Origin of the sequence: Vulcanisaeta sp. JCM 16159 (genome assembly GCF_001316265.1) — an archaeon.
GTDB lineage: Archaea > Thermoproteota > Thermoprotei > Thermoproteales > Thermocladiaceae > Vulcanisaeta.
On record NZ_BBDN01000003.1, the window covers coordinates 124,183 to 148,826 of the forward strand.

The window sequence follows — 24,644 nt, forward strand, 5'->3', positions numbered from 1 at the left end:
AATTAATGGCACATACACGGCAAAACTTAACGAAATAACCATGTGCTACAAGGTCATAATGGGAAGAAACTTTAGACCATACGCATATAACGTATTCATTAATTACCAAGGTGTGAAGTACGAAATACCATACCTAGAGCCCGAGGACTACGGAGCACTAAGGCAAGTCCTAAAAGGCCGTGGAATGGACATAAGCGAGTGCACGGCATAACTCAATAATAATTTTTAGGTACTATTGATGTGCTTCATCTCATTCAATCACTTATTTACCAACCCTACTAATCCCACCTCCACCAAGCATCCAGGGTTTGAAAATTTGATATAGTGATTATGGTTATAAAATGAGGTGATTAATCACGATTGCATAGTGATTACGGTAATTGTTCTATTACTTGCCATTAAGTTCGACATTATTGGGCATGGGCCCTATAATTCCCAAACCCCTGCCCTTGATCTAAGGTCATGACACTATAATCCTCGCGCTGCCTCCTTAACAATTGGATCTGTGAATTCCAACTCCTCATTAATTATTGAATGCATCTTTAATGTAGTTAATACGTCGTGAAGCACCCTATCACTAATCGGTGAACCCTCGTAATCCTCAAGTCTCCTCTTCAATAACCCCCATTCCCTCACGCCCGAGGCTAGGAGTTTAAGTACGACCCTATATCTCCTACTAACCCTAAGTTTAGGAAATTCTCAAGCTCCTCCCTAGCCAGGTTAATGGCATCATTAAATATTGATGTTAAGTCCCTACCACCAACACTCCTTGAGTAGCCATAGTACGTAAGCCAACCAATGACACCATCAAGTCTATCCACAACCTCATTAAGCTCACCATCATCAACCTCAACACCCACCTCGGAGAAGCCACGCCGCAGAAACTTCAGAGACTTCTCACGACTCAACCTCTCAGTGATAACCTCGGCATAAGCCTACCAAATAATGGAGACTCAGGGTTACTAAATATTGAGTTCAAGACACCACCTCGGAGCCAGATATTATGAACTTGATATTTCCGAGAAAATCATAGGCATGAGCCACGGCACTCCAAACCTCAATACCCAAAGACCCACCGAGTCTTTGGGCCTCATCAATAACAATCACGAACCCAACATCCACACTACCCGAAACCCCATCAAACTCCCTAAACAACTCAGTGAGTAATGGCCTATCCCTACCCCAATTAAGCGAGACCTCAATACCATGCACCCTAACACTACCCAACGCTTTAATAATACTATTAAGTAAGGCCTTGCGTGGCGAGTACCTCTTAAGGAAATCACTCAACGCCCTAGACAAAACCTCGTATAATCCCCTCCTTGACCTAACAACCTCCCTTATCAATAAATACGTAAGGCATGCCCAACTCATTAAGCGTAGTCAGCACCAACGAAGTCTTCCCAGTCCTCCTCAAACCCCTAACAACAATAAGCCGAGTCAGGGAATCATTAATCAACCGCGAAAACCTACCAAACTCCTCCTCAAAATCAAACAAGTCCGCCCTACGCGTCTTAGGCTTCGTATCAAATAACACGCTTCCACACCGAAAGTAACTTCCACAGCGGAAGCGTAAAAACCTAACTAATAGAGTATTTACGACAACCTCTAGAAGTCTCGTTTAACCAGTAAAATCCTGGCAAGTAAACAGGCTTAAAATAAACTATGAAGGGTGTGAATTCATGGATTAAATAATAATTATAATAGTAATCAATGCCTCGACTTCCCACAACACGCATTTTCGAGAAACCACAACGTATCGGCCTCAATCCATACCCCAATAATGAATACCGTTACTAAAGAACATAAACAAGGTATTTCAACCCCACTCGAATCACTTTCTCTGAACACCCAAAGTAAAAAAAAGCCCCATGAAATTAGAAGAATTGATTATTATGGGTTTGAGGGTGGGGTGGTTGGTGGCTGTGTTGGTAGTAGTGGCTGTGGCTGTATCCCTGCTTATCGTGCGTAGTACTTGGCATATTAGTGGTTCCGGCTCCGTGGGTCCCTCTCACGTGGGTCAATCAATTAAGCCTCCACCAACCATAATGCCAATCATCATCCAATACGGTGCTGTCTTATGTAATTCCTCTTATGACCTCATCATGCCCGGCGGCTCCGCAATAGCCCTTGTCTACCATGTTCATGGGGATATGAAGATTAATGGTTATCAATTATACATTGACTTCCCAACCGCCATAATTAATGAGACGTTATCATCATGGGCCAGCATGTCCTATTCAGGCAACGCCATGTGGCTTGGCATCTACCTAAACGGCAGGTTAATAGCCTCAAACAATCAATCTCAGCCACTGCAGGCATTAGCCATAACTGTCAATCACCCATACGTTTACGGTAATAAAACCATGAACTTCTGGCAAATAGCTAATACGGAGAATTGGTACGTGGTACACACGGAAATAGGCGTTGGGTTCCCCGCAATCAACGTCACTTCAGGCGACACCATAGTGGTGATCCTATACTCCGCAGTCCCCTACGCATTACCGGTCTGCAACATCACGAGCGATGCTGAGGAGGTTCAGTTAATGGTTAACTATAGTTTGATCGGCACCTTTGGAAGCACGAATAAGTCCTTACCAACGACCAAGCAATTATTTGAAAACGGCCAATATATCATTGAGGAGCCCACGATATACGTGATCACAAAGTCAATCACAAACCTGCAATCAATAAGCATGGACGACATAACACCTGGGATAAGCAACATAGCACCAAAGTACACAATAGGGTATATCTGGTACCCATTACCTACGAATTACCCAGTTATTTACTCAAATAGAAATGAGATAAACGCCAACGGGTGATTAGCATGGTGATGAAGAACCCGAAGGTGACAATTATGCTTTACTAACGCTCTTAATAATGTTAACGGTAGTGTTGGTATTCTCAGGACGCGTGGTTGCGCAAAACACATGCTCACAACCTATCGGTGGGTGTAATTATGAGGTCGATACCACAGGCACGCCAGGCAGTGTAGGTGTTCACGCGGTTATCGTCAATACTATGACTGTGCAGTCGTACGGACCAAATGATGATGGCTAGATTTCGTTGCAGTTCAACCCAGATGAATATCTCGTATGTAATCAAGGCAATGAATACTGGTCCAGGGAGTTATTGGATACAATGCGTATACTCAAGAGTTACTATTCACTGTACAGATATGGATCCCATGTGTGAGTCCTCCTGCCCTCATTTGGCAACCACCAAGTCCTGGATATGTATCAGATGTACCGTGGCCTCTTATCTCCGGCGCTGTCTGGTATATCCTGTATGGTATGAATAGTAATGGTATGATTTCATATGTGTATGAGCAGGTGTCAGTACCTAATACAAATGGACCTTGGACATATGTATGGAATATACCATCTCAATACTCGGATTATTGGTTTCCATCTAATGTTGTTTGGGCCGGCGCTGACGCCTCTTATGTGATTTTTAACTCCGGTGGTTCTGGCATGTTCTATTACTGCTCCAATGTAAATCTATATCAGGGCAATCTCGGCAATAATACTGCTGAGAATTCTAATGTTCAGTATACGCAGATGCTTAACCAATACACCACATGCGACATGCATCAAGACTTCCAGACGTAGTGATGCAGCCTTATTAAGGCAGCCTTAAAATCACCTCCTCTTTTCCCCTCCCCCATCCTCACCCCTCCTCCTGCCATCGCCCTCTTGGCCGGTTCCCTTTACCGCGTTTTAGCAGTAAATCACCCAAATAGGCGTAACTCGAACCACCTTTTACGAATAGGCGAAGTAAAAAAAGTCCAGCGAGTTAAGTAAAAATGATGGTTATGGGCCTAAAAATGAGACGGTTAATTTTGGCTATTTCGGCTATTGCCGCAGCGGTGATCGTTTCCTTGCTTATTAGGTCTGCCTTTATTAAGCATGGTGGTGTTGGTGCTAACTCCTCTAGGCACTTACCTGCGCTCCCCATACCTCATTTCATTTATTATGGGAGTTTAGCGTGCAATGGTGGTGTTGTCATTCCAGGCAACTCACTTATTGTGCTTGTTTATCATGTCCATGGAACCGCACTGATCAACTACGTGAGCATACCCATCGACGTACCACTCACGGTAATCAACTACTCACTGCCAGGCCCGTCCCAGCCGGGCATGGTCATGGGCATGGGTGTTTACCTAAACGGCACATTAATAGCCACTAGCACAGGCTCACCAACGCAGACCATAGCCACCATCGTAAACACCACATACCCACTAAATAACAAGACCCTAACCTTCTGGCAGTATGCCAAGGCTATGAATTGGTCAGTAATACACACGGCTTTGGCGCCGTGTTCCCACCAATTAATGCCACGCCAAGCGACGTAATAGAGGTCGCCATATACTCATCAATACCCTACATCCTACCGGCATGCAACGTGAGCAGCGAGGGTGAGGAGGTTGAGCTAATAGTCAGTAATAACTGGATTGGGTACATACCCACGAACCAAACGCAACACCAACCGCGACACAACTCTACACAGAGGCAAGTACATAACCGAGGAACCCATAATCTACATAGCCACCGCCCAGGGGATACCCAGGGTTATAAACATGAACAACCTAACAATATTCATGAAAAACACAGCACCAGACTACACAATAGCACGCTACTGGTGATGAAGAACCAACAAACCACCCACCTCAAACCCAAACAACCACGAAGAAAACCTTAAAAACCAACAAAACAAAACAAACCACGCCCCCGGTAGCTCAGAGGTTAGAGCGGCCGGCTGTAGTCAGCCCCGTGGGCGACAATAGAAAAGCCCACGGCAAGCAGGCACCGGCAGGTCCCGGGTTCAAATCCCGGCCGGGGGACTTTATTTCATCATTCTACGGATAAGTTAGAAATTATTCCAACCTCCCCACGTCCCTTTATGGACATTATTGTTAAGTTATTAATCAAGCATAGCCAAAGTCTTGATCCTTCTTAACTTCTCGGCATCTTTTAATTCACTCAATGCATCAATTACTATTCCCCACATATTATACCACTTCTTAGCCAACCCCTTAGCTTTTGCGGTATAGAGTGCTAGTCGCCCATCACCCTCCTCAATAAAGCCATAATTACGTAACTTATCAATAAGTTGTTCCAACCCTCTTTTGTATATATAAAGCCTAATCCTCTGCTTCTTGATGTCTATACTTCCATCACCCAACGTGAAGAAGAATAAAAAAATTCGTAAACTCCTCATCATTAAACTTAACAACCCACTTGATGGCGCTATCCTTACTTATCCTCTTATGCCCAGCCCTAAGTTGCCATATTACTGTGATGCCATCATCATTTATATCTATGGCATATATACGTATATGAATCCGTCCACCATGCACTAAAGCCCAGAGCAAAGCCTGCCATGTATAAGCCGTAAACATCATTGGGCGACCCCTATCCCTACCCTCATCACTGATACCCAACCCGATAACGTAGCTCTTCGTAAATACCCATTAAATAGCTTAGGCACCCTAATATTAACGCCCAATAACCCCTTAAGCACTAACCTTATCGTGACTTTACGCGTCTTAATCCTATTTATCGTAATTGTCAAGTTTTCTGAACGAAGCACTAACCTCTTATCATTAATAACTCTAACCTCACTTCTTAAAAGCCCCTCAAATAATTTGTTCAACTCACCATAATGCACCCTAAACCACTCCTCCCTAGCCTGCCTACATAATTGAAGCATCCTATCACCAATCTTATAAAGAATCTCCCTTACCTTAACCTCCCACTCATTATTACTATTACCTATCACTCTCGCACTATACACCCAATTCTCTAAATCACGAATCAACGCATTATATGGCGATTCAACAAATAGCATATCCTTAAACTTACTAATACGCCTAAGAAGCACCTCCCTATACTCATTATATTCATTAAGTTCAGTATTTCCCTCATTATTCAATATCGATCCATTGGCTACATCGTTTGCCTCCCTGCCTCTTTTTGTTTTTGATTCCCGCCCTCACTGGGCGGGTTTTGGTTTGTTTCATTTTTCCTCATCATCCTCGCTCACCTCTTGATAAGCCCCACGGGGTGGGTCCCCGCGGGGCCGAACCACCCACCCTAGAGGCCCAGCAGTGGTTGCGCCCCGCGGGAGGCCTAACCCCGTGAGGCCGTCTGGCGCTTACTCAGTAAAGCCTAGAAACCACCTACCAACTTCCCACGCTACTCGGCATACTCATTAAACAATTATTTCACGCTTTCGTGAAACAGCATCCTTTGTTTTACCCGCTCATTGCAGTATTTTAGTTAATTTAGCCTAGGAACTACCGAACAAATTACTGGCTTAATTACCCATGCATCGCCCTCCCCACCCCTCCTCACCCACCCTCCGCCTTCCCTGGGTCTTGGCTTGATCTATCGTCCACATTGCAACCCAGGTCGGCACCCCCAGCCTTCGGTTCCCGGTGCTTGGATCTATCGTCCCCACAGCACCCCACACCCGCCGGGAGCCCCCTCACCAGGGGAACCTCCGGCTCGAGAGGAGCAGGGGAGGGAGGGCGGCAAGGAAGGAGGGGCTCGCAGGAGGTTGGGGGAGAGGGAGGATGAAGAGAGGCAGGGAGGGCAAACGCATTTTAATAGTTGCGTCGCTAAATGGCTGAGTTATTTCATAGTTGTTGATATTATTTTGGCGTTATTGCGACTTCATCTGCGCAGTCTATGATGTTTTGTTGTTGTCCACGGGACGTGGGGAGGTTGGATCACCCACTGAGCATCCGCCCCGGCTATACCGGGGTGGTTTGCTCAGGGCTCATTACCTTATTTATTTAATTGTTTTGGGTTATATATAGGCTTTCGTTATCGTAATCGAGTCTTACAAGCTTTATATTATGAATGAGAAGCGTTCTAATGTTTGTTGCAAGGGTCCTTTATTGTTCCATAAATTGTCATGTAGTCTTCGTATCCTTTAAGTAAACTGAAGATGAACTCGTTGATATTTATTTTAGAAATATTTTGCAATTTTTGTTAATTTATTGGCATAGTTAATAAAAATTTTTGCTTTACTGCTTTCTCTAATGCCTAGAGCAAGGAATGAATTTAGTATATTGATGTGATTCTAGCTATTTTATTTTTCATTTTTCATCAATTGTTTTACACTATTTACATAAAAGCATCTTTTAATCACTAATTTCAACATGTCCGTCCACCTCGTCTTCGGCAATGGTGGCTTAACTACTATCACTATTAACAATATTAACAATTAAGGTAATAAGTTCCTAAAGTTCCTCCTTAATATTTTTATTAATAAAGAGTGTAAATAATGAATATATTCGATAATGTTGCGAAACTTTCGTTAAAATTATTTCACATATTCTTTGATTTACATTGTTCCATTGTTCTTATCAATACTAATGGCTATGTTTTTCCAGTCTTCACCTATACTCACTCTGAATCTTAATAGGATCATTGCTGCATTTTCACATTCGACAAAGACCTCAATGATGTGTTCACCCCTCGTTAGACAGTACTTACTTACATCGTTGTGTTGACATAGCGCCTTTATTGCATCGCTTGAGGCAAATAATGCGTAGCACTCCTTATTCTGACTTAATGAAATTAGCTTTTTCTTATCACTTACTGCGGTGATAATTAGATTAATAAATTTGTTATAGCCTGATTCTATGTCAGTTGTAATCTTTTGCTTATCCCAAGGCCATTCCTCTTTATTCATTTCATACCAGGTTAGGTAAACCCAGTCACTACAAGTATTGCTGCATATTCTGGCCTGTATCTTGCAATTTTTAGCATCAGAAAAGCCATAATTATGTATATTAAGCCAAATTATTCCGAGTTTTTGATATTTACAGCCAGCAGATAATTCTTTAATTTTTCTATTTATTGAGACAAAAATTAATTTGGGCAATGCTTGCTCACATATATACCATCTTTTTCCCGTGAAAAATCCTATGAATCTATCAGCAAATGATGAGTATAGTTCGACTTCTACGTCTCTATTCCGGTTGTTTAGTAGTCCGCAGTTCTCGATTGTGCTTAGTGGTGTTATTACATTAAATGGGCTGATATTGCTTCCGCTTAATTCAACGTTAAACTCAGTTCTTTCCCTAATGTCGATTTTCTGCGGGTTGTCAAATCCTTTATATTGCATGGCTTCACATAGAGGTAGAAATCCATCTTTATCGGATCCAGGTTGTTTTAATTTTATACTATTACAGCAACGTATATTATTACCTGCTATATTGAATAAAAAGATGTCTGCTTCGGGTGATGAGGTTATGAATGGCGATTGCCCTTTGATGTTTATTCCTGCGAATGGCGTGTAGTTATTGTGTACGGTTATGTCTCTTTCTTTCTTATTTTCCTTTTTGATTATGACCCTTAGGTATGCTGATACGTCCTGCCCAAAGACTGAGCTTAAGTATTCTCTAAATCTGACTCTTACGTAAACATCGCCACTTTTTTGTTCTTATTATGTGCGTTGGTATGCCATACCTGTAATGTGATTGCGTTAGCACTACGAAGAATGCCGAGATGAATGGAGTTAATATAACGGAGGCTAGGCTAATCCAGGTAAGTAATGATGTTGCACCAATAAGCCATGTTATGAAGATAAAAAGAGCAAGACCAACGAAGGGTATTATGAACGGCCAATGCCTAAATCTGGGGATGTTAAGGTATACGGCACCAACAACCTTAGCTTTGATGAATAAATATTTAATATATGATATTGCAATTATTATTAAAATAAAGTCAAGATATAGAATGATATTAATGAATTTATGAATAAAAATAATAATTATTAAATTAATTATAGGAACTATTATAGAAAGAGTAAGAACTATTAAGATAATTATGATTAATTTAAATAATGACCTGCGAGGTGTATAGTAAGGTGTATAGTAAAAAGATAATATTATTACTAAAATAACTGGAATTATAAAAATACTATAAAGAAAAATAGGAAGAAATGACGAAAATAATAAAGATAACCAAGATATGTGTATGTGAGTATATGTTAAAAGTAGATATATACATGCCAAAATAATATATAACGATACAAATCCATAAGAGATCAATTTAAAAATTGTTTTTAGTTTAAATAACATTATAAAAAAAATATAATTATTAAAAGAATTACTATAGCTAGGAATATTCCTGCGGCAAGTGTATATATCTTTCCTGGTAATTTATATGATAATTCTTGCATTATTGTATAAGCTATGGGGGCCATGAGCACTAGCCAGAAGTTACGATCGAATAATTGCCAGATTGTTTTTGGAGTCATGGACACTCATTGCTAATTTTATATAAGTTTATTAACTTATCGTTATGTTAGCCCTGAGAACTACTGATTGAAGAGTCTTACGCAGCCCAGATTTTACTTAGCCGTGGAGCTAACATTCGTTGAATATTTTAATGCGCATTTTCATAAATAGTAAGGTAGATCGTGGTTATTTTTGTTTAGTGGTGTTTTGTGAAAGTTTTGTTTGTGTGGTGGAGGAAGGGAAAGGGGGAGAAATTGGTTGTTTTGATTTTGAGTTTTTGTTTTGTTTGGTCTTAGGTTATTATGTTTCCTTGTTCGTCTACTTTGGCTATTACCTTCCTCACGGTCTTTCCGTCTGGCGTCTTGAACAACGCCATCACAAAGCCCTTCCTACCCTTAGGCTGAACCTTCCAAACCTTCGTTGGTTTTAGCTTTTTGCCCTCTACTTCGTATTCCTTCTTTGCCAGGTCCTCTAGTGTGACCATGTTGGTCGTTGTTTTCGTGGTTGCTTAGTTTAATATGGTAATTGGTTATTTTGTATGTTTGTCTTATTAATGCCTTCGTTGCTTTGGCCTTATGCGTTTACGTGTGGTTTGCGATGCGTAGCGCTTTTAAACTGGTTCCTTGTCTCTGTTATTAGCCGGGTCGTCTAGCGGCCAAGGATGGCGGGCTCTGGACCAGCAGGGGTAGAAACCCGTTGACCCCGGTTCGAATCCGGGCCCGGCTACCACTCCTTCGTAACCGTGTTACGGTTTATTGAATTGGTACGTGATTATTTATTTATAAATTGGGTCGGTTAGTTTTTGTTGGGTTTGTTGGTGTCGTAAATGGGCTCATGAGTATTGCTATTGTGTGTTTCCATTGTATGTGATTGTTGAGACCTTGCATGCTTAATGATTACTGGGCTTCTAGCATGGGTTTATGTCAATGATGCGTCCTGCAGCGGGTGTGTTTTTAATCGAGTATGCGGTGTTGATTTAGGTCTGGGTCACCATTTCTTTAGTGCTTAACTACCACGTTATACGTGACCTGGCCTATTAAGGGGAAGATTTTGCTTCTCAGGTTTTTCTTTCAAGCCATGTTTAGGGTTTTGATTCCTTATTGTTACCGTACCTTAGGCCCATTGTGAATGCCTTTATGTTCTTATCCACGTCTTTTCTGATGTTTGCCTTTATTGATTCCTCAATTATGTTTTGCGGTATGTACTGGTTCAGCCCCACTATTGAGTAGAGCGCACCGAGTATTATCATGTTCTCGTAGATGATACTACCCAGCTTAAGTGCATCATCATAGGCATTCACCGTGTAAACCCTCTTTATACTGCTTCTCAGAATGTTCTCTAGCTCGTTTATACTTGGTATTCTCTGTTTCGTGGCCGGCGGCCTTATCAACCTCCTGTTCACTATGAATATGGTGTTTTTGTTAGCATAACCAACAGCCCTAAGTGCCTCAAGTATTTCGAAGGCCACTACGACGTCCGCGCCTCCTTTGGGTATCAATGGTGCGTCTACATCCCCAATCCTAACGTGGACATCTATGGAACCACCCCTCTGGCTTAGTCCGTGGGTCTCGGCAACCAGAGCCTTATAACCAGCCCTTACGGCTGCATCGCCGAGTACCGTGCGAAGGTCACAAGTCCCTGGCCACCAACGCCGGCTAGGTATATGTTGAGTCTCATGATTATCACCCTACATCTCTGCCCACTTCTTCAGCCAATCCCTGACATTGCCCTCGGGCTTTATGGCATTGTATGGACATACCTGGGCGCAGACGGAGCAGCAACGCACATGTTGGTCTATCCAAGCCTTCCTATTCTCGAGGGGTACTATTGCCGGGCATGCAATTAGGTTGTAGCATATTCCGCAGGCCCTGCATGCGTCTGGGTCGACGTAGTAACGCGCCATGTAGCCCCTAAACAACCTTGTGGCCTCCAGCGCGCAGCCTCTCTTCATGACTACGACCGCAATACCGCCCCTCCTAACTACGTTCACGGCTTCCATCATCACCTCCTGAGCATTCCTAACATTGAATGGATCTACCGTCCTCACATAATCAGCACCAATCGCCTTAGCAATATCCTCAATGTTTATCGTGCTTGTTGGGTTTGGTTGTCCGCCTGTCATTGCGGTGACCCTGTTGTCAAGGATCAGTACCAGCATTGGTGTCTTGTTATAAACGGCGTTAACCAGTGCGGGTAGGCCTGTATGGAAGAATGTTGAGTCGCCAATTATTGATATTACCATTGTCTTGCCGTTGGTTCCGTGGTAAAGACCCATGCCTAGACCTAGGGAGCTGCCCATGTTCGTGAGTAGGTCCTGTTCATTGAATGGATTGTTAATACCTAGGCTGTAGCACCCAATGTCGCCACTAAATAAGGGCTTGGCGCCGGCCTTGGCTGTGACAACCTTCAATTCATAAAATGACGCCGCGTGGGGACAACCTGGACAGAAGACGGGCGACCTCGGCGGTGGTGCGTAGTCGACCTTAACGGTGTTTAATGATGAGAATGGATTTACGATATTGAGGGCCTTTGATAATCCTTCCATTACGGAATTGATCGTTAGCTCACCAACCCTATTGAAGATATTCTCCGCCTTACCGAGTACCGGCACCCTGACGCCTCATCATAGAGCAAGGCCTTTAATTGGTTCTCAAGCACTGGGTCTCCCTCCTCAATGACGATAACCCTATCGGCCTTAGTAACGGCATCCATAATCACCTTCCTGGGCAGTGGTACTGGGGTTGCGACATTTAGTATGCTTGCCCTTACACCGTAGTTCTTAATGGCCTCCAGTGCGTATGTGAATGCCACGCCGCTGGTTATTATGAGCTTTCGCCATCATCTACGTAGGTATGTGGTAATTCCTCAACACCCAACTCAATGTTACTCCACCTCTCAGTAATTCCTCCTTAAGTGCCCGTGCATTTGCAGGAATTAGTGCGTGTCTCCTTGGGTCCTTAACGTACTCCCTCGAGTACTTGGGAACCTCTGGCGTGCATATGGTTACTGGGCCTCTCACGTGCGATACCCTGGTAACTGTCCTCATCATCACTGGGTGCCCGTACTTCTCACTAAACTCAATGGCAAGTTTTGTATAATCCTTGGCGCTCTGTGGGTCATAAGGCTCGAGGACAGGGATATAGGCGTGAAGCCCAACCCACCTATTGTCCTGCTCATTCTGACTGCTCCACATATTTGGGTCGTCAGCTGTGACAATCACAAAGCCACCCCTCACACCTGTGTAGGCGCTGGACATTAGTGGATCCATGGCCACGTTGAGACCCACGTGCTTCATGGTCACCATCGACCTGGCGCCAGCTAGGGCTGCGCCGTAGGCCACCTCGTAGGCCACCTTCTCATTACTACTCCACTCAGCATAAACTCCAAACTCCCTGCCGTAATCAATGAGGTACTCAATGATTTCGCTTGATGGCGTTCCTGGATAGCCGGCGGCAACGGCTACCCCGGTCTCTAATGCGCCATGGGCAATCGCGTGATTACCAAGCATTAGCCTAATCGTGCAGTTGCTCATCAGCATTACCTAGGCATATGTAATTTAAAGCCTTTCTCCTAGAACTTGATAAATTAATTAGTGATATATTTAGTTTAGTATGGATATATAGTTTATATTCAGCCTAGAATGATATCGTCACGAATCCACATGTCTGGGGCTCATCATCGATGTTCTACCTGTAATACTAATTTATATTATACGGAGCACATAAGCATGAAACACGCGTTTTTAGGTATTGCATTAGTTATTTTAATTGCTTATTTAATATTACCTGGCCCCTAGTCGGTTTCGTGAACAGTATGAGGAGGAATTTGGCGGTACTCTTGGCTGTACTTGCAATAACAGTCTCAGCTGTTGTTCTGGCTATGCAGTATCAGGTATCACCAAATGTTAATTCACCATCAACGATAAACCAGCCGTATTACGCAATACTTGAGTATATTGATTATATAAACACGACAAAGGCCATAACCCTTGCGCCTGGTCAGTCTATTACGATACAGGCGCCGTTACCTCCCGGCCCAGGTTATGTACTTGATTACATCGAGGTTAGCATTAATCCGCCGTCACCGGCCGTGCTAATTAGCGGCAGTAATTTAATGTATAGTAAGAATGAAATTGGTGCGATAGTTAGTGCTTACACGACAAGCGACAGTCTATCAATAGCGAATACTGGTAATCAACCGTTAAATGAGACAATATCAGTAACGTACGTGTTTGTGAATGAGGAGTATGTGGCATTGAATACATCTACATCATCATTCACACTAAGTATCTCAGTTCCAGATAGCACTATGCAATATGTGACGCAGCAGGTGATTATGTTATCAATACCGAACTACATGCCCTTTGAGATAGCTAGCGTATCGCTGCCCAATGGTACGACATTATCACAGTTAATATCCAGCTGGAGTCCATTGGTCAATTACATAAAGATTGAACCTAAGTACATGGAATTAACGGCTAATGGGCTACCCCCTGGCCAGTACCAGGTAACGATTAATTACGGCGGTGAGTACGTAATGCCAAGCGCAATGCTGGTTAAGGGTACGGAATTCCTGAACTATACAGTTAACCCAGGCCAGACCCTAGAGATAACCGGTTCAGAATTTGGAGTTCCACCAGGTTGGAACCTACTGGGCTATATAGTTGTTGTTTATACGGTGCAGCCGCTGGTTGTTGGTCAGCAGCCTGGTCACTTTGAGGTCATTGCTAATAGGGTCTCGCCAGCCTACCTATACAGTGACTTGATTCAAGTTAGTGGCATTAGTTACTTGCTGCCTCCATTCATAAGGTTTGCACCGATGATAGGTATTTACATAGTGTATGATAGGTACTTCGAGATTGTCGATAATCTAAATGTACCGCTTGTCGTGACGTTCATGCCAATAATCTACAAGCCAATTGGGCAGTGGGTTAACGGTAACCTAGAGGCCACCGTAAGTGACGCTGATGTCTCTAACGGTCTGTGGACCGCATTAGTTGTTCAGCTTCCCGAGATAGCCCACATATATAAGATAGTCACGCCAAGTGGCACGGTGTACACAGGCCTGGTGAATTCGGAAATACCGTGGGGTTCAGCCGAGAGATTGGTCTCTATAAGCTGATGGGTCTCAGGCATACATAGCAGTCTCAACACTGGGCGTTAGTGAGACTGGTACATACACTGTTTATGTGAATTGGACCCCAATAACAATGCACTTCACCAACACGTTGAATGCCCCAATAAGTGGTGTGGAGGTTCAGGCTTACGTGAATGGTTCATTAATAACAAGCAGTGTTAGTGACTCTAATGGCAATGCGTACATAAATATTGAGGAACCCACGCCATTCATGGCAACGGTCTATTACGACAATGTGCCTATTTACTATGTTAACGTGAATTCATTGATTAATCAGCCAATAGGTATAACGATAGGCCTATACAACGTGACAGTGCTATTTGTTGGCGCAAGGAACCAGGCAATATCAAACGCAAAGATATCGCTTTATAGGGTTAGCACTGGGCCAATCTATAATGGCACAACAAGTAATACAGGGACGGCGGGATTCACCAACGTCCTAAGTGGGACATACCTAGTTACTGCTCAGTATGGCAATCTAAAGTATAGTGAGTTGGTAACCATAAATGGTAACGACGTGATAACGATAAAGTCAGACATACTTGCCATAATTGATGGGTTCCCAATAACCACAATGGAGGCATTGATAGGTACGCTGGGGCTTGGAGGTGCCACGCTATAGCCTTTGCCTTTGTAAACAGAAAAAGTGGTAAGAACTATGATGTAGTCACCATGTGAGTTTCTTATTAAAATTTATATAAAACTCAAATTAATTTCTTTAAAATAATCAATGATTTCTTCTCTCGTACTCAATCCTTAACTCCCTTGCAAGTTCCATGACCTTATTTAACGGTTCATGCCTAACATCAAAGACCTCATGAATCGAGACCAACCGCCTATACTCTCTTTCAAACCGGAGGAGTTCTTTTTTTAATGCCTTCAATCCTTTGCGACCTAATTCTCCTAAGCAGTGCTTCACCCCATGAAATAAGCCTTTGGCAGTCAACCTCCAGTCTCCTAACAATCATTGGTCTAACAGCCTTGAACTGCTCATCTGTAAGCTCTATAACAGCATATGCAAACTCGCCCTCAAAACCCCTCTCCATTATATCAATTAACTCCTCCTTTATGTTCAACAGCTTTCTCTCTAGTTCCTGCTGGGGTAGCCAGGAAACAATTACATTGGGTAATACTGAAAATCCTGAATCAATCAAGTGCTTGTTCACTAACCCCTGAACCTCATCATTACTCCCATATATTAATACCAATACGAATCGTCTCATGGGTCTTTCACGTATGCGCCTAAAACATTAATTATTAATTCTTTTACAAATGAATCCTCAACAACACCCACCAGTGAGATCCTTACAGATATTAACTCCCTACGGGAACCATCATCGTAACCCACAAACTCCCACTCAAGGCCGTTAATTACGTCCCTACGATAAATCAACCGCACATCACCAACCCTGAGTGATTGGTCAATTGGTAAATTCCACGGGGCAACAACGTCAATACTAAGTATTGCCTCACCCTCGCTGAGATTAAGAAGTCTAGCCACCGACGTGTTTCCACACACGTATTCCCTAATGGTTCCCTTATTAATTACATTAATACCTTCGCACTTCATATTTCGGCAATTCCCCCAACACTCATTTTATTACTTTTAACTCAGAGGTAGAGAAGGGTTTAAATACTATGTATTACTTGAAATACTTGATTAACATGTCTAGCAGTTCAGGCAGTGGTGAGGAAAGCAGTGAGAGGAAGACTGTAACTATTAGGGGATTAAGCACTGACATTTACGACAGAGTAAGCAGGCTTGCTAGAGAAACAGGCACAACAATTGGTGAGATAGTCAACGAGGCCCTAAGGAGATACATAACAACGTTAGAGAACATATCCAGGGCAATTGATAACATGATTAGTGCTGGCAACGTCGTTGTAATAAGCGGTGTCTCCTCATTAACAGTAACCAGGGCTGACCTCGAAGCCTTGGATAAGCCCGTGATTTTCAAGGACATGGATGAGCTCATATTTACTGAAGACGTCAATAATGATATAATAAGGAGTAAGGTTGCCAGGATAGTCAATGTTAATACAGTCTACGTACCAAAGTCAGTATCAACATTGTTAATAGCCTCAAAGAGCGAGCTTGTCAAGAAGATTGTACCAAGGTGATTAACCTTTAATTAGGGTATACCGTTTAAAATCACGTGAGGGTTCTTGTTATTGGTATTGGTTCGATGGGTTTGAATCACATTAAGGTTCTTACGCAATTGAAGAAGGAGGGATTGGTAACGGAAGTTTATGCAGCGGACATTGATAAGCAGAGACTTGAAATGGCCAAGAACCAAGGTGCAGACCTAGTATTTACTGACTACCGTGAGGTATTATCGCACAGGCCAGATCTGGGTATAGTAGCTGTGCCAACATCACTCCATTACGTAGTCGCAAGCGAATTAATAAACCACATGGACCTACTAATAGAGAAGCCAGTCACTGAAAGACTGGGTGAGGCATTAGAACTATATCGTAGGTCAAGGTCCCTTGGCCGAAGGGTCTTCGTAGGCCATATAGAGAGGTTTAACCCTGCATATAGGGCTTTAATCAATGAAATTGGTAATGAGGAACCGGTTTATGTAGGGACGATAAGGGTTGGAAAGTTAAGGGGCAATCCCCAATCATACGTTAATGTACTCCTTGACCTGGGGATTCATGACATAGACCTCGTACTTAACATTATTAATGAGGGCAAGGTTAAGATACTAGGTACTGTCCTCAGAGGTAACCCAATCAGCAGTGCATGGGCTTTACTAAATATTGGCGATACCGTGCATGCCCTCCACGTGTCCTGGGATTACGAAGTGAGGGTTAGGAGAATGCACGTGACACTAAGGAGTAGGTACTACGAGGTTGACTTATTAAATAGGGTTTTGGCGCATGATGGTGCAAAGCAGGTTATCGAGGGCCCAGACCAATTAAGGCAGGAATTAACACATGTATTAAATGTCTTAAGGGGTGTTGAAAAACCAATTATAGATATTACCGACGGTATTAGAGCATTGGCAGTAATCAATGGCATAATTACCGGCAGCTCCACCATAGACCTGGATACAATATTAATGTGAGAAATCAATAATCGACTTAACCTTAACAATGTACTTACTCGCCAAATCCTCAGCCCATTTCGGCAATTTTAATGTCACAACCACCTCATTGATTAGGGTCTCCACATCATCGCAATCACCCAATCCCTGATCCCTACAAATCTTAACCAAGTACCTACTCCTAGCCTCAAACAAATCCCTATCCATGTTAATCCTATTACACTCATGATCGTAAGTCCAACCCCTCCTCAAATCCCTCAAATGAAGAAGAAGGTGCGCGACAACTCTACCCAGGTCCATAGGCCCAGGCGCCACGTAAATACCCTCATTAATTGCGTAACAACTACTACGCCCCATGTAAATATTAGCCATCGAATTAATCAATAAACCAAGACAAATAAAGGTAATGCTCTTAATGATTAAAGGCCATTAGTATCAATATAATAGGTGTGGAAATACGGAGATGAGAATGTCTCATGATGATTGAGTATTACGCACGTATATTGAAGAATGATTAGCCATAAAACAACGATTTGTGGTGGGCCCGCCGGGATTTGAACCCGGGATTTCGGGCACGTTGACGTGACTCCCGCGCGTGAGGCGGGCATCCTAACCGCTAGACTACGGGCCCGGGTTCATTTGAATGATGTGCATCTTTTAAAGCATTTTTCCCAAAGGCCCACGTTGACTTGTCGATGGTCCGTCATATTGCCATTTTTGTTCTGTTTCTTCTGGTTTTTAATTTTCTATTTTTTTTCCTAGATATATGTTAACTGGATGGTTATGATTTATATCCTAGGTGGTCACAGCGGTCTCGGTATGAATAGGAAAATAAGGCCGACGGCCTTCCCTATAAGACCCGTGTTTATATTAATAACCAAGTTTTGATACCATCGGATTTAGTTAAGAATCTCGCATTGAGAAATGCCTATTTGCTAATGTAGTTATTAAGTATGGGAATAATGTCATAAGCATTAATGGTGTTAAGCTCCTTAGGAACAAACGCGCATCGTCTCGGCAGTTCACAATACCGAGGGAGGTTAGGGAGCCTACGGCATTAAACCACTGGATGACATTGAAATTGTCAGTATTGAACCAGCCAAGCCCCTTGATAATACTAATAATGGGGAGAATGAACCACCGAGTCCTTAGACCACCCTTACTTTCCGCAGTACCTACTCTATCGTTGTTTTCGTTCTATAAATTTTAATGTTCTCCTTCCGGAGTGCGTTTATCACATGACTCAGTAAGTTCCTATTTGCCATGTACGCTTCCTCAATTGGTATCAATCCTTCACCCCTGACCTCACCTCTAGCCACTAGGTCGGCCACGATTGCGGCTGTAAAGCCCGTGAGCCTGGCCATTGATGTGAAGCCTCCCTGAGCATAATCAACACTCTCAAACCTAACAATGGCCTTATCACCGTTTACCTCGCCCCTAGCCTCAACAACAGTTATTGAGAAGTCATTAGTACCGGGCTTCAATGACTTAGATAGAACGAACTTCGCGGTCTCGAGGTCACTTAGTAACCCAAGGTCTCTGAGAACCCTCATAACCTCCAAGTGCCTCCTCCACCTAATAGTCCTCTCATAGGTGTTCTTCAGGGTTTTGAAGCGCCTTGGTAATGTAATCAGCAGGGTGCTTAAGCCGTTGGTGTAGAACTCCGCGAAATCACCGTCAACGAGCCAAGACTTAAAATCAAAGACCTCACTTAAGGGTTCTATTGAGACTACTTTGCCATCCCTAATGATGGTGGCGGGCCTAATGTATTCATCAATAGTACTTTCCAACGAGAAGAGTAGCTCATAGTAAAGTGGCGGTTTTGGATTAATTGGATTGCCACCGACGTGAATACCAACTTCCTCAACAACCTCAAGCTCGCTTGCGGCAGCCATCGCCAGTAGATTTGTTAGCCCGGGGGCCCAGCCACAGGCTGGAATAACAATAGATCCGCTACTTAACCTACGGGCTAGTCCCTCATCGTACTTCCACATGAATATTAAGTCAATCACCGGCTTATCAAGCTCATGGATTTTAAGGACTACTTTATCGGCAATCGACTGCGGAACAGCACTAATAATTACATCATTCTCGCCAGCAATACTTTTTAGGGAATCATCACGTGTGACATCAATCTTAAACGCATTGTTTATACCAATTCTCTTAGCCTCATTAATTGCCTCTTCATTCACATCATACCCATTAACAATATTACTCGTATATTTAACTAAGTAATGGGCGATGGCACGGCCCATGGGACCCAAACCAATGACACCTATGGAAACCACAAGACCAATAATTACTAAGGTCTTTATTAGTTCTTTCAGGTTTATTGGTTACTTGCCTCCTCACCCTCCTCAGTACTCAGGTAGTAGTAATACTCACCAATACTCCTCTGGAGCCTATCCAGGTATGAATTCCTCTTATTAATCCTAGGCCTACCTACCTGCGGTTCTCTTCTAAACGTTACGTCTTGGTCCTTCAAGAACTCACTCATCCCAGTCCTCAGGTCCGTTGGTGGTTGAGCAATGCCATGCTTGCCCGGCTCGCCTGAGAATACCATGACCGACGTACTTAGGTAATCAACCATCGTTATGTCATGCTCAATCACCAAAGCCACCACATCCCTCTCCTCAATTATTCTCCTAATGACTGACGCCACCCTAACCCTCTGCTCAATATCCAGGTAGGCCATTGGCTCATCAAGTAGGTAAACCTCGGCATCCCTAAGCAACGACCCAGCCACAACGACCCTCTGAAGCTCACCACCACTAAGGCTTGATAACTCCCTATCCATTAAGGGTGTTAATGATAACCCATTGGCCAGGTCAGGCCATATTATCTTCGACATAAAGTCATTACCTACGATCATAGCTAGGTATTCCCTGACGGTCTTATCACCGTACTTAACGGCCAAGTCTCTGACATACTGGGGCTTATAGCTAATCCTTACCTCACCATGCGGTATAACAACCCCCGAGTCAGGCTCTAGCTCATTGACGAGGAGCCTGGCAAAGGTTGTCTTGCCAATTCCGTTGGGGCCAAGGACGCCGATAACCTCACCCCTATGTATGACTCCAGCCTTAACCTCAAGCTCGAAGTCCCCAAGTCTCTTCGTTAAGTCAGTCCACTCAAGGAGTACCTTCTCCCTCTGTATAGGCCTTGGGGCTGGCTTAACCCTGAACTTAATTGGTTCCTTCCTAATTAGTGTATTCTCACTGGTTAAATAGCCATTGAGGTACTCATTGATTCCCTCCCTGGCACCCTTTATGTGGGATACAATGCCGTAAGCGCCAGGCTTCCCATAGAGAATGACCACTTGATCTGCCAGGTAATCTAATACGGCTAGGTCATGGTCAATCACAATTACGTACTTATTACCACCGGTGATATCCTTAATTGCCTCGCAACCCTCAATCTCTCAACTATGTCAAGGTGAGTCGTTGGTTCATCAAATATGTAGGTATCGGCATTCTTAAGGAGCGCCGCTGCAATCGCAAGTCTCTGGAGCTCGCCACCACTCAATTTATTAACGTCTCTATTGAGTAGGTGCGTGAGGTTTAGTTTCTCGGCGATCTTCACCGCATCCTCCTCATTACCACTTATCTTCATTAGTATGTCCTTGACGGTACCCCTGACGTACATGGGTATTAACTCAATATATTGAGGCTTATGAACAACCTTAACCTCACCCCTGTAAAGTCTCGTTAGGTATGGCTGTAACTCCGTACCCCTGAAGAACCTTATTATATCCTCCGTACCCACCTGCGAATTTGTGCATAAGTTAGGCCTTAATTCACCAGCGAGTATTTTAGCAATCGTTGTCTTACCCATCGCGTTTTGACCAATTATTCCAAGCACCCGACCAAGCTTGGGCATGGGTAACCTAAACAGTTTGAAGCCGCTTGGTCCGTACTGATGAACGCAGTCCTCGCCCAACTCGCTTGGTAAATTAACAATGGTTATCGCCTCGAAGGGGCACTTCCTAACGCATATACCACAGGCAGTGCATAGGTCTGTTATGACTGGATGACCTAACTGCTCATCCATGTATATTGCCCTCTTACCACCCTCACGATTGGGCAAAACCTAATGCACTCTTGGCTGCACTTCCTTGGCTGGCATAGGTCCTTATCAACGACTGCCACCTTGACGGGCATTATCGACGAATTATGGAGGGGCTAAGTGAAATTAAACCTTATGCCTGGGTAATTACGCTGAGAGTAATACTAATAAGATTTGGCGTTACGGCGTGATTAATGAATTTTAGGGTTGAGCGTAAACACCTCTACGTGGCGCTGGTGCTGTACCTGCTTTATGCTTTGTTAACGGCTTACGTAGCTACAAACGGAGAAAGCAGCCCACTAAATACATACCTATTTTTCGTGGTTTTCAATAACAAGATACCTCAACTAACGCCTCTACTCACGGTAATAAGCATCGATGAGTATGGAAGGGCGTTCTTCTGGATACCCGTGGCATTGATACTCTGGTACCTCGGCGGTAGGTATAGGAGGGCTAGTGTACTCATGGTTTCAGCTTTCGTGATAAGCCTAGTACTCGGTGAATTAATGAAGCACGTAATGTACGAGCCAAGGCCATTCCTAGTACTACACATAATGACGCTAATCCACGAACAACCGGATTCCTCGTATCCATCAGGCCACGCATTAATCGTCAGCACAGGAGCGTATGCGGTAATAATGACGCTGCCTTGGTACGTATCACTGCCCTTAACCGTGGAGGCATTGCTCGTGTCTTACGGTAGGGTTTACGTCGGAGTCCACTGGCCACTAGATGTTATAGCAGGTTGGTTATTGGGAATAGCTAATGCTGAGCTTGTACTCGCCCTACCCTGGTACTACGAAATCGTTTACGCAGTAATGAGAAAACTACTTGGTTGGTTGAGCTATAGGCCTGAGGGTTCTACGGCTAATTAGGATATAGCCCGTATGAGCATTAACCCAGGTCTGAGGCCTAACCTCATTGGGTTCTGTCTTCCACTCCCTGACCATGACATCGAACATCCGGACATCAACGTAACCGTGATCGCTCATTGCCCTAAGCACCTTAATGACTTGGTTGACCGTGGGTACGTAAACCACGAGAACCCCATCGGGCCTCAGCGCCTCCGTTGCCCTGGGTATTGCGTTCCAGGGATCACCCATATCCAGGATCACCGCGTCTAAGTCCCTCTCGGCGAATCCGTCAGTGATTACATCCCTTAGTTTCAATTCAACCCAGTCAAGAAGCTCAAGCATTTCGAGGTTTTTCCTAGCAGTACTTATGGAATCCTCCCTCTTATCATATCCATAAACTTTACCGCTGGGTCTAATGTAGTAAGCGAGTATGGCGGTCATAAACCCGCTCCCAACGCCGGCCTCCGCAACCCTACTGCCTGGGCCAATACCTGCATTGATTATTATTTGGGCCGCATCCTTTGGGTAAATAACCTGGGTAACCCTATCAGCCCTCTCGAGTAGGATATCCGTAATTAATGGCCTCAATACAGCGAGGTCATAGCCCAGGTTGGTTTTTATTAAGGTGCCGTACTCCCGGTTAATAATATCGTCAGTATTTATGATGCCTCTTATCGTGCTTATCCTCGAACCCCTAGTTACCCTAATCACTGATCTAACGCCGTCACCAACAATCAATACATAATCTCCCTCCTTAATGGGCATACCTCCCTCAAGCCATTGAGTATGTGGGATTATTTATGGATTTTTACGGGAAGGCTCACCGACGACTTGCTCAATGTATTGCATGAATTCCTCGAGAGTTCCCTTAACCAATCCTTTCTTAAACAAGTCATTCCACTTATTAATGATTTCCTTAAACTCCGCCTTAGTCTTGATGGAATCCTCTATTGACGAAATTTCAACCTGAAATTCGCGTAGCCACCCTTATTAATTCCGGGGCAATACCCAAGTGCCTTATCATATACCTCAAACTTAATCACACCGCCATCAAGCCAGTAAATGAATGGGTAGTACCTACATACATTGGCTTGACTGGGTGCACGGAACAAACCAGTTTATCGCCGACCCACTTATTGAATATGCATGTGCCATCAAGTCTCTTCTTAAGCACAAGGTAATACTCACCATCCCTAAGCCTTATCACGGGCTCATCCCAATCAGCAGCCATGTCCTTTGGAAATAGGGCGAGGAATTCCCGAGGTCTCATTCTCGTGTACCTGGCAATCCTAATAACATCCCTATGCGTCACGGGTATCCAGTAGCGCCTACAGCATTCGCCGCATAATGTACAGGTAAACCTAACCCTTGGGAATTCTGCGCTTATTTTGATATTCATAATAATTTAGGGCAGGTTTTAGAAAGACCTACTTATGAGGATTATGTTTGAGGTGATGATCCCTTAACCTCCTGCAGATACTTACTTACCTCATCCGTGGTTAATTTCCTAAACATCTTTGTCTTAACATCAACAACACCTATCTCAAGCCTATCAGGCTCGGGAGCCTCAAGAACAAGGCTTAACGCCCTAATGGCGAGCTTCACACAATCGTCGAGGCTCACGTCGTACTTATACTCCTTCTCTAGGAACTCCGTTATTCTAGATGACTCAGCGCCCATGGCGACGGCATAGAAGCCAAAGTATATACCGCCCGGGTCTGTCTGGAATAGCCTTGGCCCATGCTTATCAACACCACCAACAATTAAGGCGGCGCCGAATGGTCTCACGCCGCCATACTGCGTATGCATTTGCTTTAGGTCGCTAATTCTCCTAGTTAGTAATTCGACATCTATTGGTTCATCATAAAGTAACTTATGCGTTTGCGCCTCCTGTCTTGCGTATTCAATGAGTACCCTAGCGTCGGATAGTAAACCCGATGCTGCAATGCCGATGTGGTCATCTATCATGTAAACCTTCTCAATACTGTTTAGATCAATTAAGGCGCTAACCTTCCTCTTCTCAGCGGCTAGTACGACACCATCCGCACACTTAATGCCGATAGTGGCCCAACCCCTCTTAACGGCCTCACCAGCGTACCTAACCTGGTATAGCTCACCCTCTGGCTGAATATTGTTATGGCCCTATCATACCCGTAAACCTGTGGTGAGAACATACCCTTCGTTAATGCCTTATCAAGTGGGCTTTTTAAATCAAACCTACTTAATTGTTTATTTTGTGATTGTGACTCACCGCGTAAGCTTTTTAAATTAGTAATCGAG

Annotated in this window: 29 protein-coding genes, 3 tRNA genes and 3 pseudogenes; 13 read left to right on the forward strand and 22 right to left on the reverse strand. The window is 43.7% G+C overall.

The window, feature by feature from the left end; translation table 11 throughout:
• Positions 1 to 58: 58 nt before the first annotated feature.
• Entirely contained in the window at positions 59 to 211 is a 153-nt protein-coding gene (locus JCM16159_RS14200) for a hypothetical protein (protein WP_243665767.1), read from the forward strand.
• A gap of 257 nt (positions 212 to 468) precedes the next feature.
• Here JCM16159_RS14200 and JCM16159_RS14205 read toward each other — a convergent pair whose 3' ends face one another.
• The 4 genes from JCM16159_RS14205 to JCM16159_RS03560 form a co-directional block, all read right to left on the reverse strand.
• Positions 469 to 636 carry a hypothetical protein gene (locus tag JCM16159_RS14205; protein WP_243665768.1) on the reverse strand — a complete coding sequence of 56 codons (168 nt, stop codon included), beginning with the start codon at positions 634 to 636 and terminating at the stop codon, positions 469 to 471.
• A gap of 8 nt (positions 637 to 644) precedes the next feature.
• On the reverse strand, positions 645 to 908 hold the full coding sequence (locus JCM16159_RS03550; RefSeq protein ID WP_243665769.1) for a hypothetical protein: 264 nt from the start codon (positions 906 to 908) through the stop codon (positions 645 to 647).
• 67 nt (positions 909 to 975) lie between these two features.
• Positions 976 to 1,347 carry an ATP-binding protein gene (locus JCM16159_RS03555; protein WP_054856972.1) on the reverse strand — a complete coding sequence of 124 codons (372 nt, stop codon included), beginning with the start codon at positions 1,345 to 1,347 and terminating at the stop codon, positions 976 to 978.
• Positions 1,328 to 1,537 (reverse strand): ATP-binding protein, encoded by a 210-nt coding sequence (locus JCM16159_RS03560; RefSeq protein ID WP_054856973.1) that lies wholly within the window; start codon positions 1,535 to 1,537, stop codon positions 1,328 to 1,330. The genes JCM16159_RS03555 and JCM16159_RS03560 overlap by 20 nt, the downstream gene beginning before the upstream one ends.
• Positions 1,538 to 1,919: 382 nt before the next feature.
• On the opposite strand from JCM16159_RS03560, the gene JCM16159_RS03565 reads away from it, so the two are divergent.
• From JCM16159_RS03565 to JCM16159_RS03580, 6 genes are all read left to right on the forward strand, one after another.
• Positions 1,920 to 2,825: a hypothetical protein gene (locus tag JCM16159_RS03565; RefSeq protein WP_243665770.1), complete on the forward strand. Its 906-nt coding sequence runs from the start codon at positions 1,920 to 1,922 to the stop codon at positions 2,823 to 2,825.
• Between the two features lie 58 nt (positions 2,826 to 2,883).
• Positions 2,884 to 3,063, forward strand: coding sequence for a hypothetical protein (locus JCM16159_RS14210; protein WP_243665771.1), 180 nt, complete (start codon positions 2,884 to 2,886; stop codon positions 3,061 to 3,063).
• A 248-nt stretch (positions 3,064 to 3,311) separates the two neighbouring features.
• The gene (locus JCM16159_RS03570) at positions 3,312 to 3,614 is read left to right on the forward strand and encodes a hypothetical protein (RefSeq protein WP_243665772.1); all 303 of its coding nucleotides are present in this window, start codon (positions 3,312 to 3,314) and stop codon (positions 3,612 to 3,614) included.
• Between the two features lie 215 nt (positions 3,615 to 3,829).
• On the forward strand, positions 3,830 to 4,357 hold the full coding sequence (locus JCM16159_RS03575) for a hypothetical protein (protein ID WP_243665773.1): 528 nt from the start codon (positions 3,830 to 3,832) through the stop codon (positions 4,355 to 4,357).
• A gap of 99 nt (positions 4,358 to 4,456) precedes the next feature.
• Positions 4,457 to 4,648: a hypothetical protein gene (locus JCM16159_RS14215; protein WP_243665774.1), complete on the forward strand. Its 192-nt coding sequence runs from the start codon at positions 4,457 to 4,459 to the stop codon at positions 4,646 to 4,648.
• A gap of 82 nt (positions 4,649 to 4,730) precedes the next feature.
• Positions 4,731 to 4,846: transfer RNA gene (locus JCM16159_RS03580), tRNA-Tyr, on the forward strand.
• 80 nt (positions 4,847 to 4,926) lie between these two features.
• On the opposite strand, the gene JCM16159_RS03585 is transcribed toward JCM16159_RS03580, so the two are convergent.
• From JCM16159_RS03585 to JCM16159_RS03615, 6 genes are all read right to left on the reverse strand, one after another.
• On the reverse strand, positions 4,927 to 5,226 hold the full coding sequence (locus tag JCM16159_RS03585; RefSeq protein ID WP_243665775.1) for a hypothetical protein: 300 nt from the start codon (positions 5,224 to 5,226) through the stop codon (positions 4,927 to 4,929).
• Positions 5,180 to 5,362 carry a hypothetical protein gene (locus tag JCM16159_RS03590; RefSeq protein ID WP_054856978.1) on the reverse strand — a complete coding sequence of 61 codons (183 nt, stop codon included), beginning with the start codon at positions 5,360 to 5,362 and terminating at the stop codon, positions 5,180 to 5,182. Before JCM16159_RS03590 ends, JCM16159_RS03585 begins: the two co-directional genes overlap by 47 nt.
• A gap of 41 nt (positions 5,363 to 5,403) precedes the next feature.
• A complete protein-coding gene (locus tag JCM16159_RS03595) occupies positions 5,404 to 5,937 on the reverse strand; it encodes a hypothetical protein (RefSeq protein WP_054856979.1) in 534 nt (177 codons plus the stop codon).
• Between the two features lie 384 nt (positions 5,938 to 6,321).
• Positions 6,322 to 6,477: a hypothetical protein gene (locus JCM16159_RS14220; RefSeq protein ID WP_243665776.1), complete on the reverse strand. Its 156-nt coding sequence runs from the start codon at positions 6,475 to 6,477 to the stop codon at positions 6,322 to 6,324.
• Between the two features lie 879 nt (positions 6,478 to 7,356).
• Entirely contained in the window at positions 7,357 to 8,142 is a 786-nt protein-coding gene (locus JCM16159_RS03600; RefSeq protein WP_054856980.1) for a hypothetical protein, read from the reverse strand.
• A 1,409-nt stretch (positions 8,143 to 9,551) separates the two neighbouring features.
• Entirely contained in the window at positions 9,552 to 9,743 is a 192-nt protein-coding gene (locus tag JCM16159_RS03615) for a chromatin protein Cren7 (RefSeq protein ID WP_054855400.1), read from the reverse strand.
• A gap of 153 nt (positions 9,744 to 9,896) precedes the next feature.
• Between JCM16159_RS03615 and JCM16159_RS03620 the strand changes: the two genes are divergently transcribed.
• Positions 9,897 to 9,988: transfer RNA gene (locus JCM16159_RS03620), tRNA-Gln, on the forward strand.
• Positions 9,989 to 10,340: 352 nt separating this feature from the next.
• Here JCM16159_RS03620 and JCM16159_RS03625 read toward each other — a convergent pair.
• Both JCM16159_RS03625 and iorA read right to left on the reverse strand, forming a co-directional pair.
• Positions 10,341 to 10,838: a 2-oxoacid:acceptor oxidoreductase family protein gene (locus JCM16159_RS03625; protein ID WP_243665850.1), complete on the reverse strand. Its 498-nt coding sequence runs from the start codon at positions 10,836 to 10,838 to the stop codon at positions 10,341 to 10,343.
• Positions 10,839 to 10,946: 108 nt separating this feature from the next.
• Positions 10,947 to 12,797 (reverse strand): annotated as a pseudogene (gene iorA / locus JCM16159_RS18460) (indolepyruvate ferredoxin oxidoreductase subunit alpha).
• A 266-nt stretch (positions 12,798 to 13,063) separates the two neighbouring features.
• Here iorA and JCM16159_RS03635 point away from each other — a divergent pair.
• A complete protein-coding gene (locus JCM16159_RS03635; RefSeq protein WP_243665780.1) occupies positions 13,064 to 14,380 on the forward strand; it encodes a hypothetical protein in 1,317 nt (438 codons plus the stop codon).
• Positions 14,381 to 14,447: 67 nt separating this feature from the next.
• On the forward strand, positions 14,448 to 15,017 hold the full coding sequence (locus tag JCM16159_RS14240; RefSeq protein WP_243665781.1) for a carboxypeptidase-like regulatory domain-containing protein: 570 nt from the start codon (positions 14,448 to 14,450) through the stop codon (positions 15,015 to 15,017).
• 105 nt (positions 15,018 to 15,122) lie between these two features.
• On the opposite strand, the gene JCM16159_RS14245 is transcribed toward JCM16159_RS14240, so the two are convergent.
• The 3 genes from JCM16159_RS14245 to JCM16159_RS03645 are packed head-to-tail and all read right to left on the reverse strand — an operon-like array spanning position 15,123 to position 15,965.
• The gene (locus JCM16159_RS14245) at positions 15,123 to 15,278 is read right to left on the reverse strand and encodes a hypothetical protein (protein ID WP_243665782.1); all 156 of its coding nucleotides are present in this window, start codon (positions 15,276 to 15,278) and stop codon (positions 15,123 to 15,125) included.
• Entirely contained in the window at positions 15,244 to 15,618 is a 375-nt protein-coding gene (locus tag JCM16159_RS03640) for a hypothetical protein (RefSeq protein WP_243665783.1), read from the reverse strand. The genes JCM16159_RS14245 and JCM16159_RS03640 overlap by 35 nt, the downstream gene beginning before the upstream one ends.
• Positions 15,615 to 15,965 carry a hypothetical protein gene (locus JCM16159_RS03645; protein WP_054856983.1) on the reverse strand — a complete coding sequence of 117 codons (351 nt, stop codon included), beginning with the start codon at positions 15,963 to 15,965 and terminating at the stop codon, positions 15,615 to 15,617. The genes JCM16159_RS03640 and JCM16159_RS03645 overlap by 4 nt, the downstream gene beginning before the upstream one ends.
• 95 nt (positions 15,966 to 16,060) lie before the next feature.
• Here JCM16159_RS03645 and JCM16159_RS03650 point away from each other — a divergent pair, with 95 nt between their 5' ends.
• A complete protein-coding gene (locus JCM16159_RS03650) occupies positions 16,061 to 16,516 on the forward strand; it encodes a hypothetical protein (RefSeq protein ID WP_054853827.1) in 456 nt (151 codons plus the stop codon).
• A gap of 35 nt (positions 16,517 to 16,551) precedes the next feature.
• Entirely contained in the window at positions 16,552 to 17,466 is a 915-nt protein-coding gene (locus tag JCM16159_RS03655; protein WP_054856984.1) for a Gfo/Idh/MocA family protein, read from the forward strand.
• Here the strand turns inward: JCM16159_RS03655 and JCM16159_RS03660 are convergent.
• The 4 genes and pseudogenes from JCM16159_RS03660 to JCM16159_RS03675 all read right to left on the reverse strand — a co-directional run bounded on the left by JCM16159_RS03660 (position 17,458) and on the right by JCM16159_RS03675 (position 21,605).
• Complete coding sequence (locus tag JCM16159_RS03660) at positions 17,458 to 17,817, reverse strand: hypothetical protein (protein ID WP_054856985.1); 360 nt, start codon at positions 17,815 to 17,817, stop codon at positions 17,458 to 17,460. The two genes, JCM16159_RS03655 and JCM16159_RS03660, sit on opposite strands and share 9 nt — an antisense overlap.
• A 164-nt stretch (positions 17,818 to 17,981) precedes the next feature.
• A tRNA-Val gene (locus JCM16159_RS03665) sits at positions 17,982 to 18,076 on the reverse strand.
• Between the two features lie 544 nt (positions 18,077 to 18,620).
• On the reverse strand, positions 18,621 to 19,733 hold the full coding sequence (locus JCM16159_RS03670) for a saccharopine dehydrogenase family protein (RefSeq protein ID WP_243665784.1): 1,113 nt from the start codon (positions 19,731 to 19,733) through the stop codon (positions 18,621 to 18,623).
• Between the two features lie 41 nt (positions 19,734 to 19,774).
• A pseudogene (locus tag JCM16159_RS03675) lies at positions 19,775 to 21,605 on the reverse strand (ribosome biogenesis/translation initiation ATPase RLI).
• Between the two features lie 99 nt (positions 21,606 to 21,704).
• Here JCM16159_RS03675 and JCM16159_RS03680 point away from each other — a divergent pair.
• Positions 21,705 to 22,385, forward strand: coding sequence for a phosphatase PAP2 family protein (locus JCM16159_RS03680; RefSeq protein WP_054856986.1), 681 nt, complete (start codon positions 21,705 to 21,707; stop codon positions 22,383 to 22,385).
• Here JCM16159_RS03680 and JCM16159_RS03685 read toward each other — a convergent pair.
• From JCM16159_RS03685 to psmA, 3 genes and pseudogenes are all read right to left on the reverse strand, one after another.
• The gene (locus JCM16159_RS03685) at positions 22,338 to 23,129 is read right to left on the reverse strand and encodes a tRNA (adenine-N1)-methyltransferase (RefSeq protein ID WP_054856987.1); all 792 of its coding nucleotides are present in this window, start codon (positions 23,127 to 23,129) and stop codon (positions 22,338 to 22,340) included. The genes JCM16159_RS03680 and JCM16159_RS03685 overlap by 48 nt on opposite strands.
• A 274-nt stretch (positions 23,130 to 23,403) precedes the next feature.
• Positions 23,404 to 23,763: a YkgJ family cysteine cluster protein gene (locus JCM16159_RS03690; protein ID WP_243665785.1), complete on the reverse strand. Its 360-nt coding sequence runs from the start codon at positions 23,761 to 23,763 to the stop codon at positions 23,404 to 23,406.
• A gap of 41 nt (positions 23,764 to 23,804) precedes the next feature.
• Positions 23,805 to 24,538, reverse strand: a pseudogene (psmA, locus tag JCM16159_RS03695) (archaeal proteasome endopeptidase complex subunit alpha).
• Positions 24,539 to 24,644 lie beyond the last annotated feature (106 nt).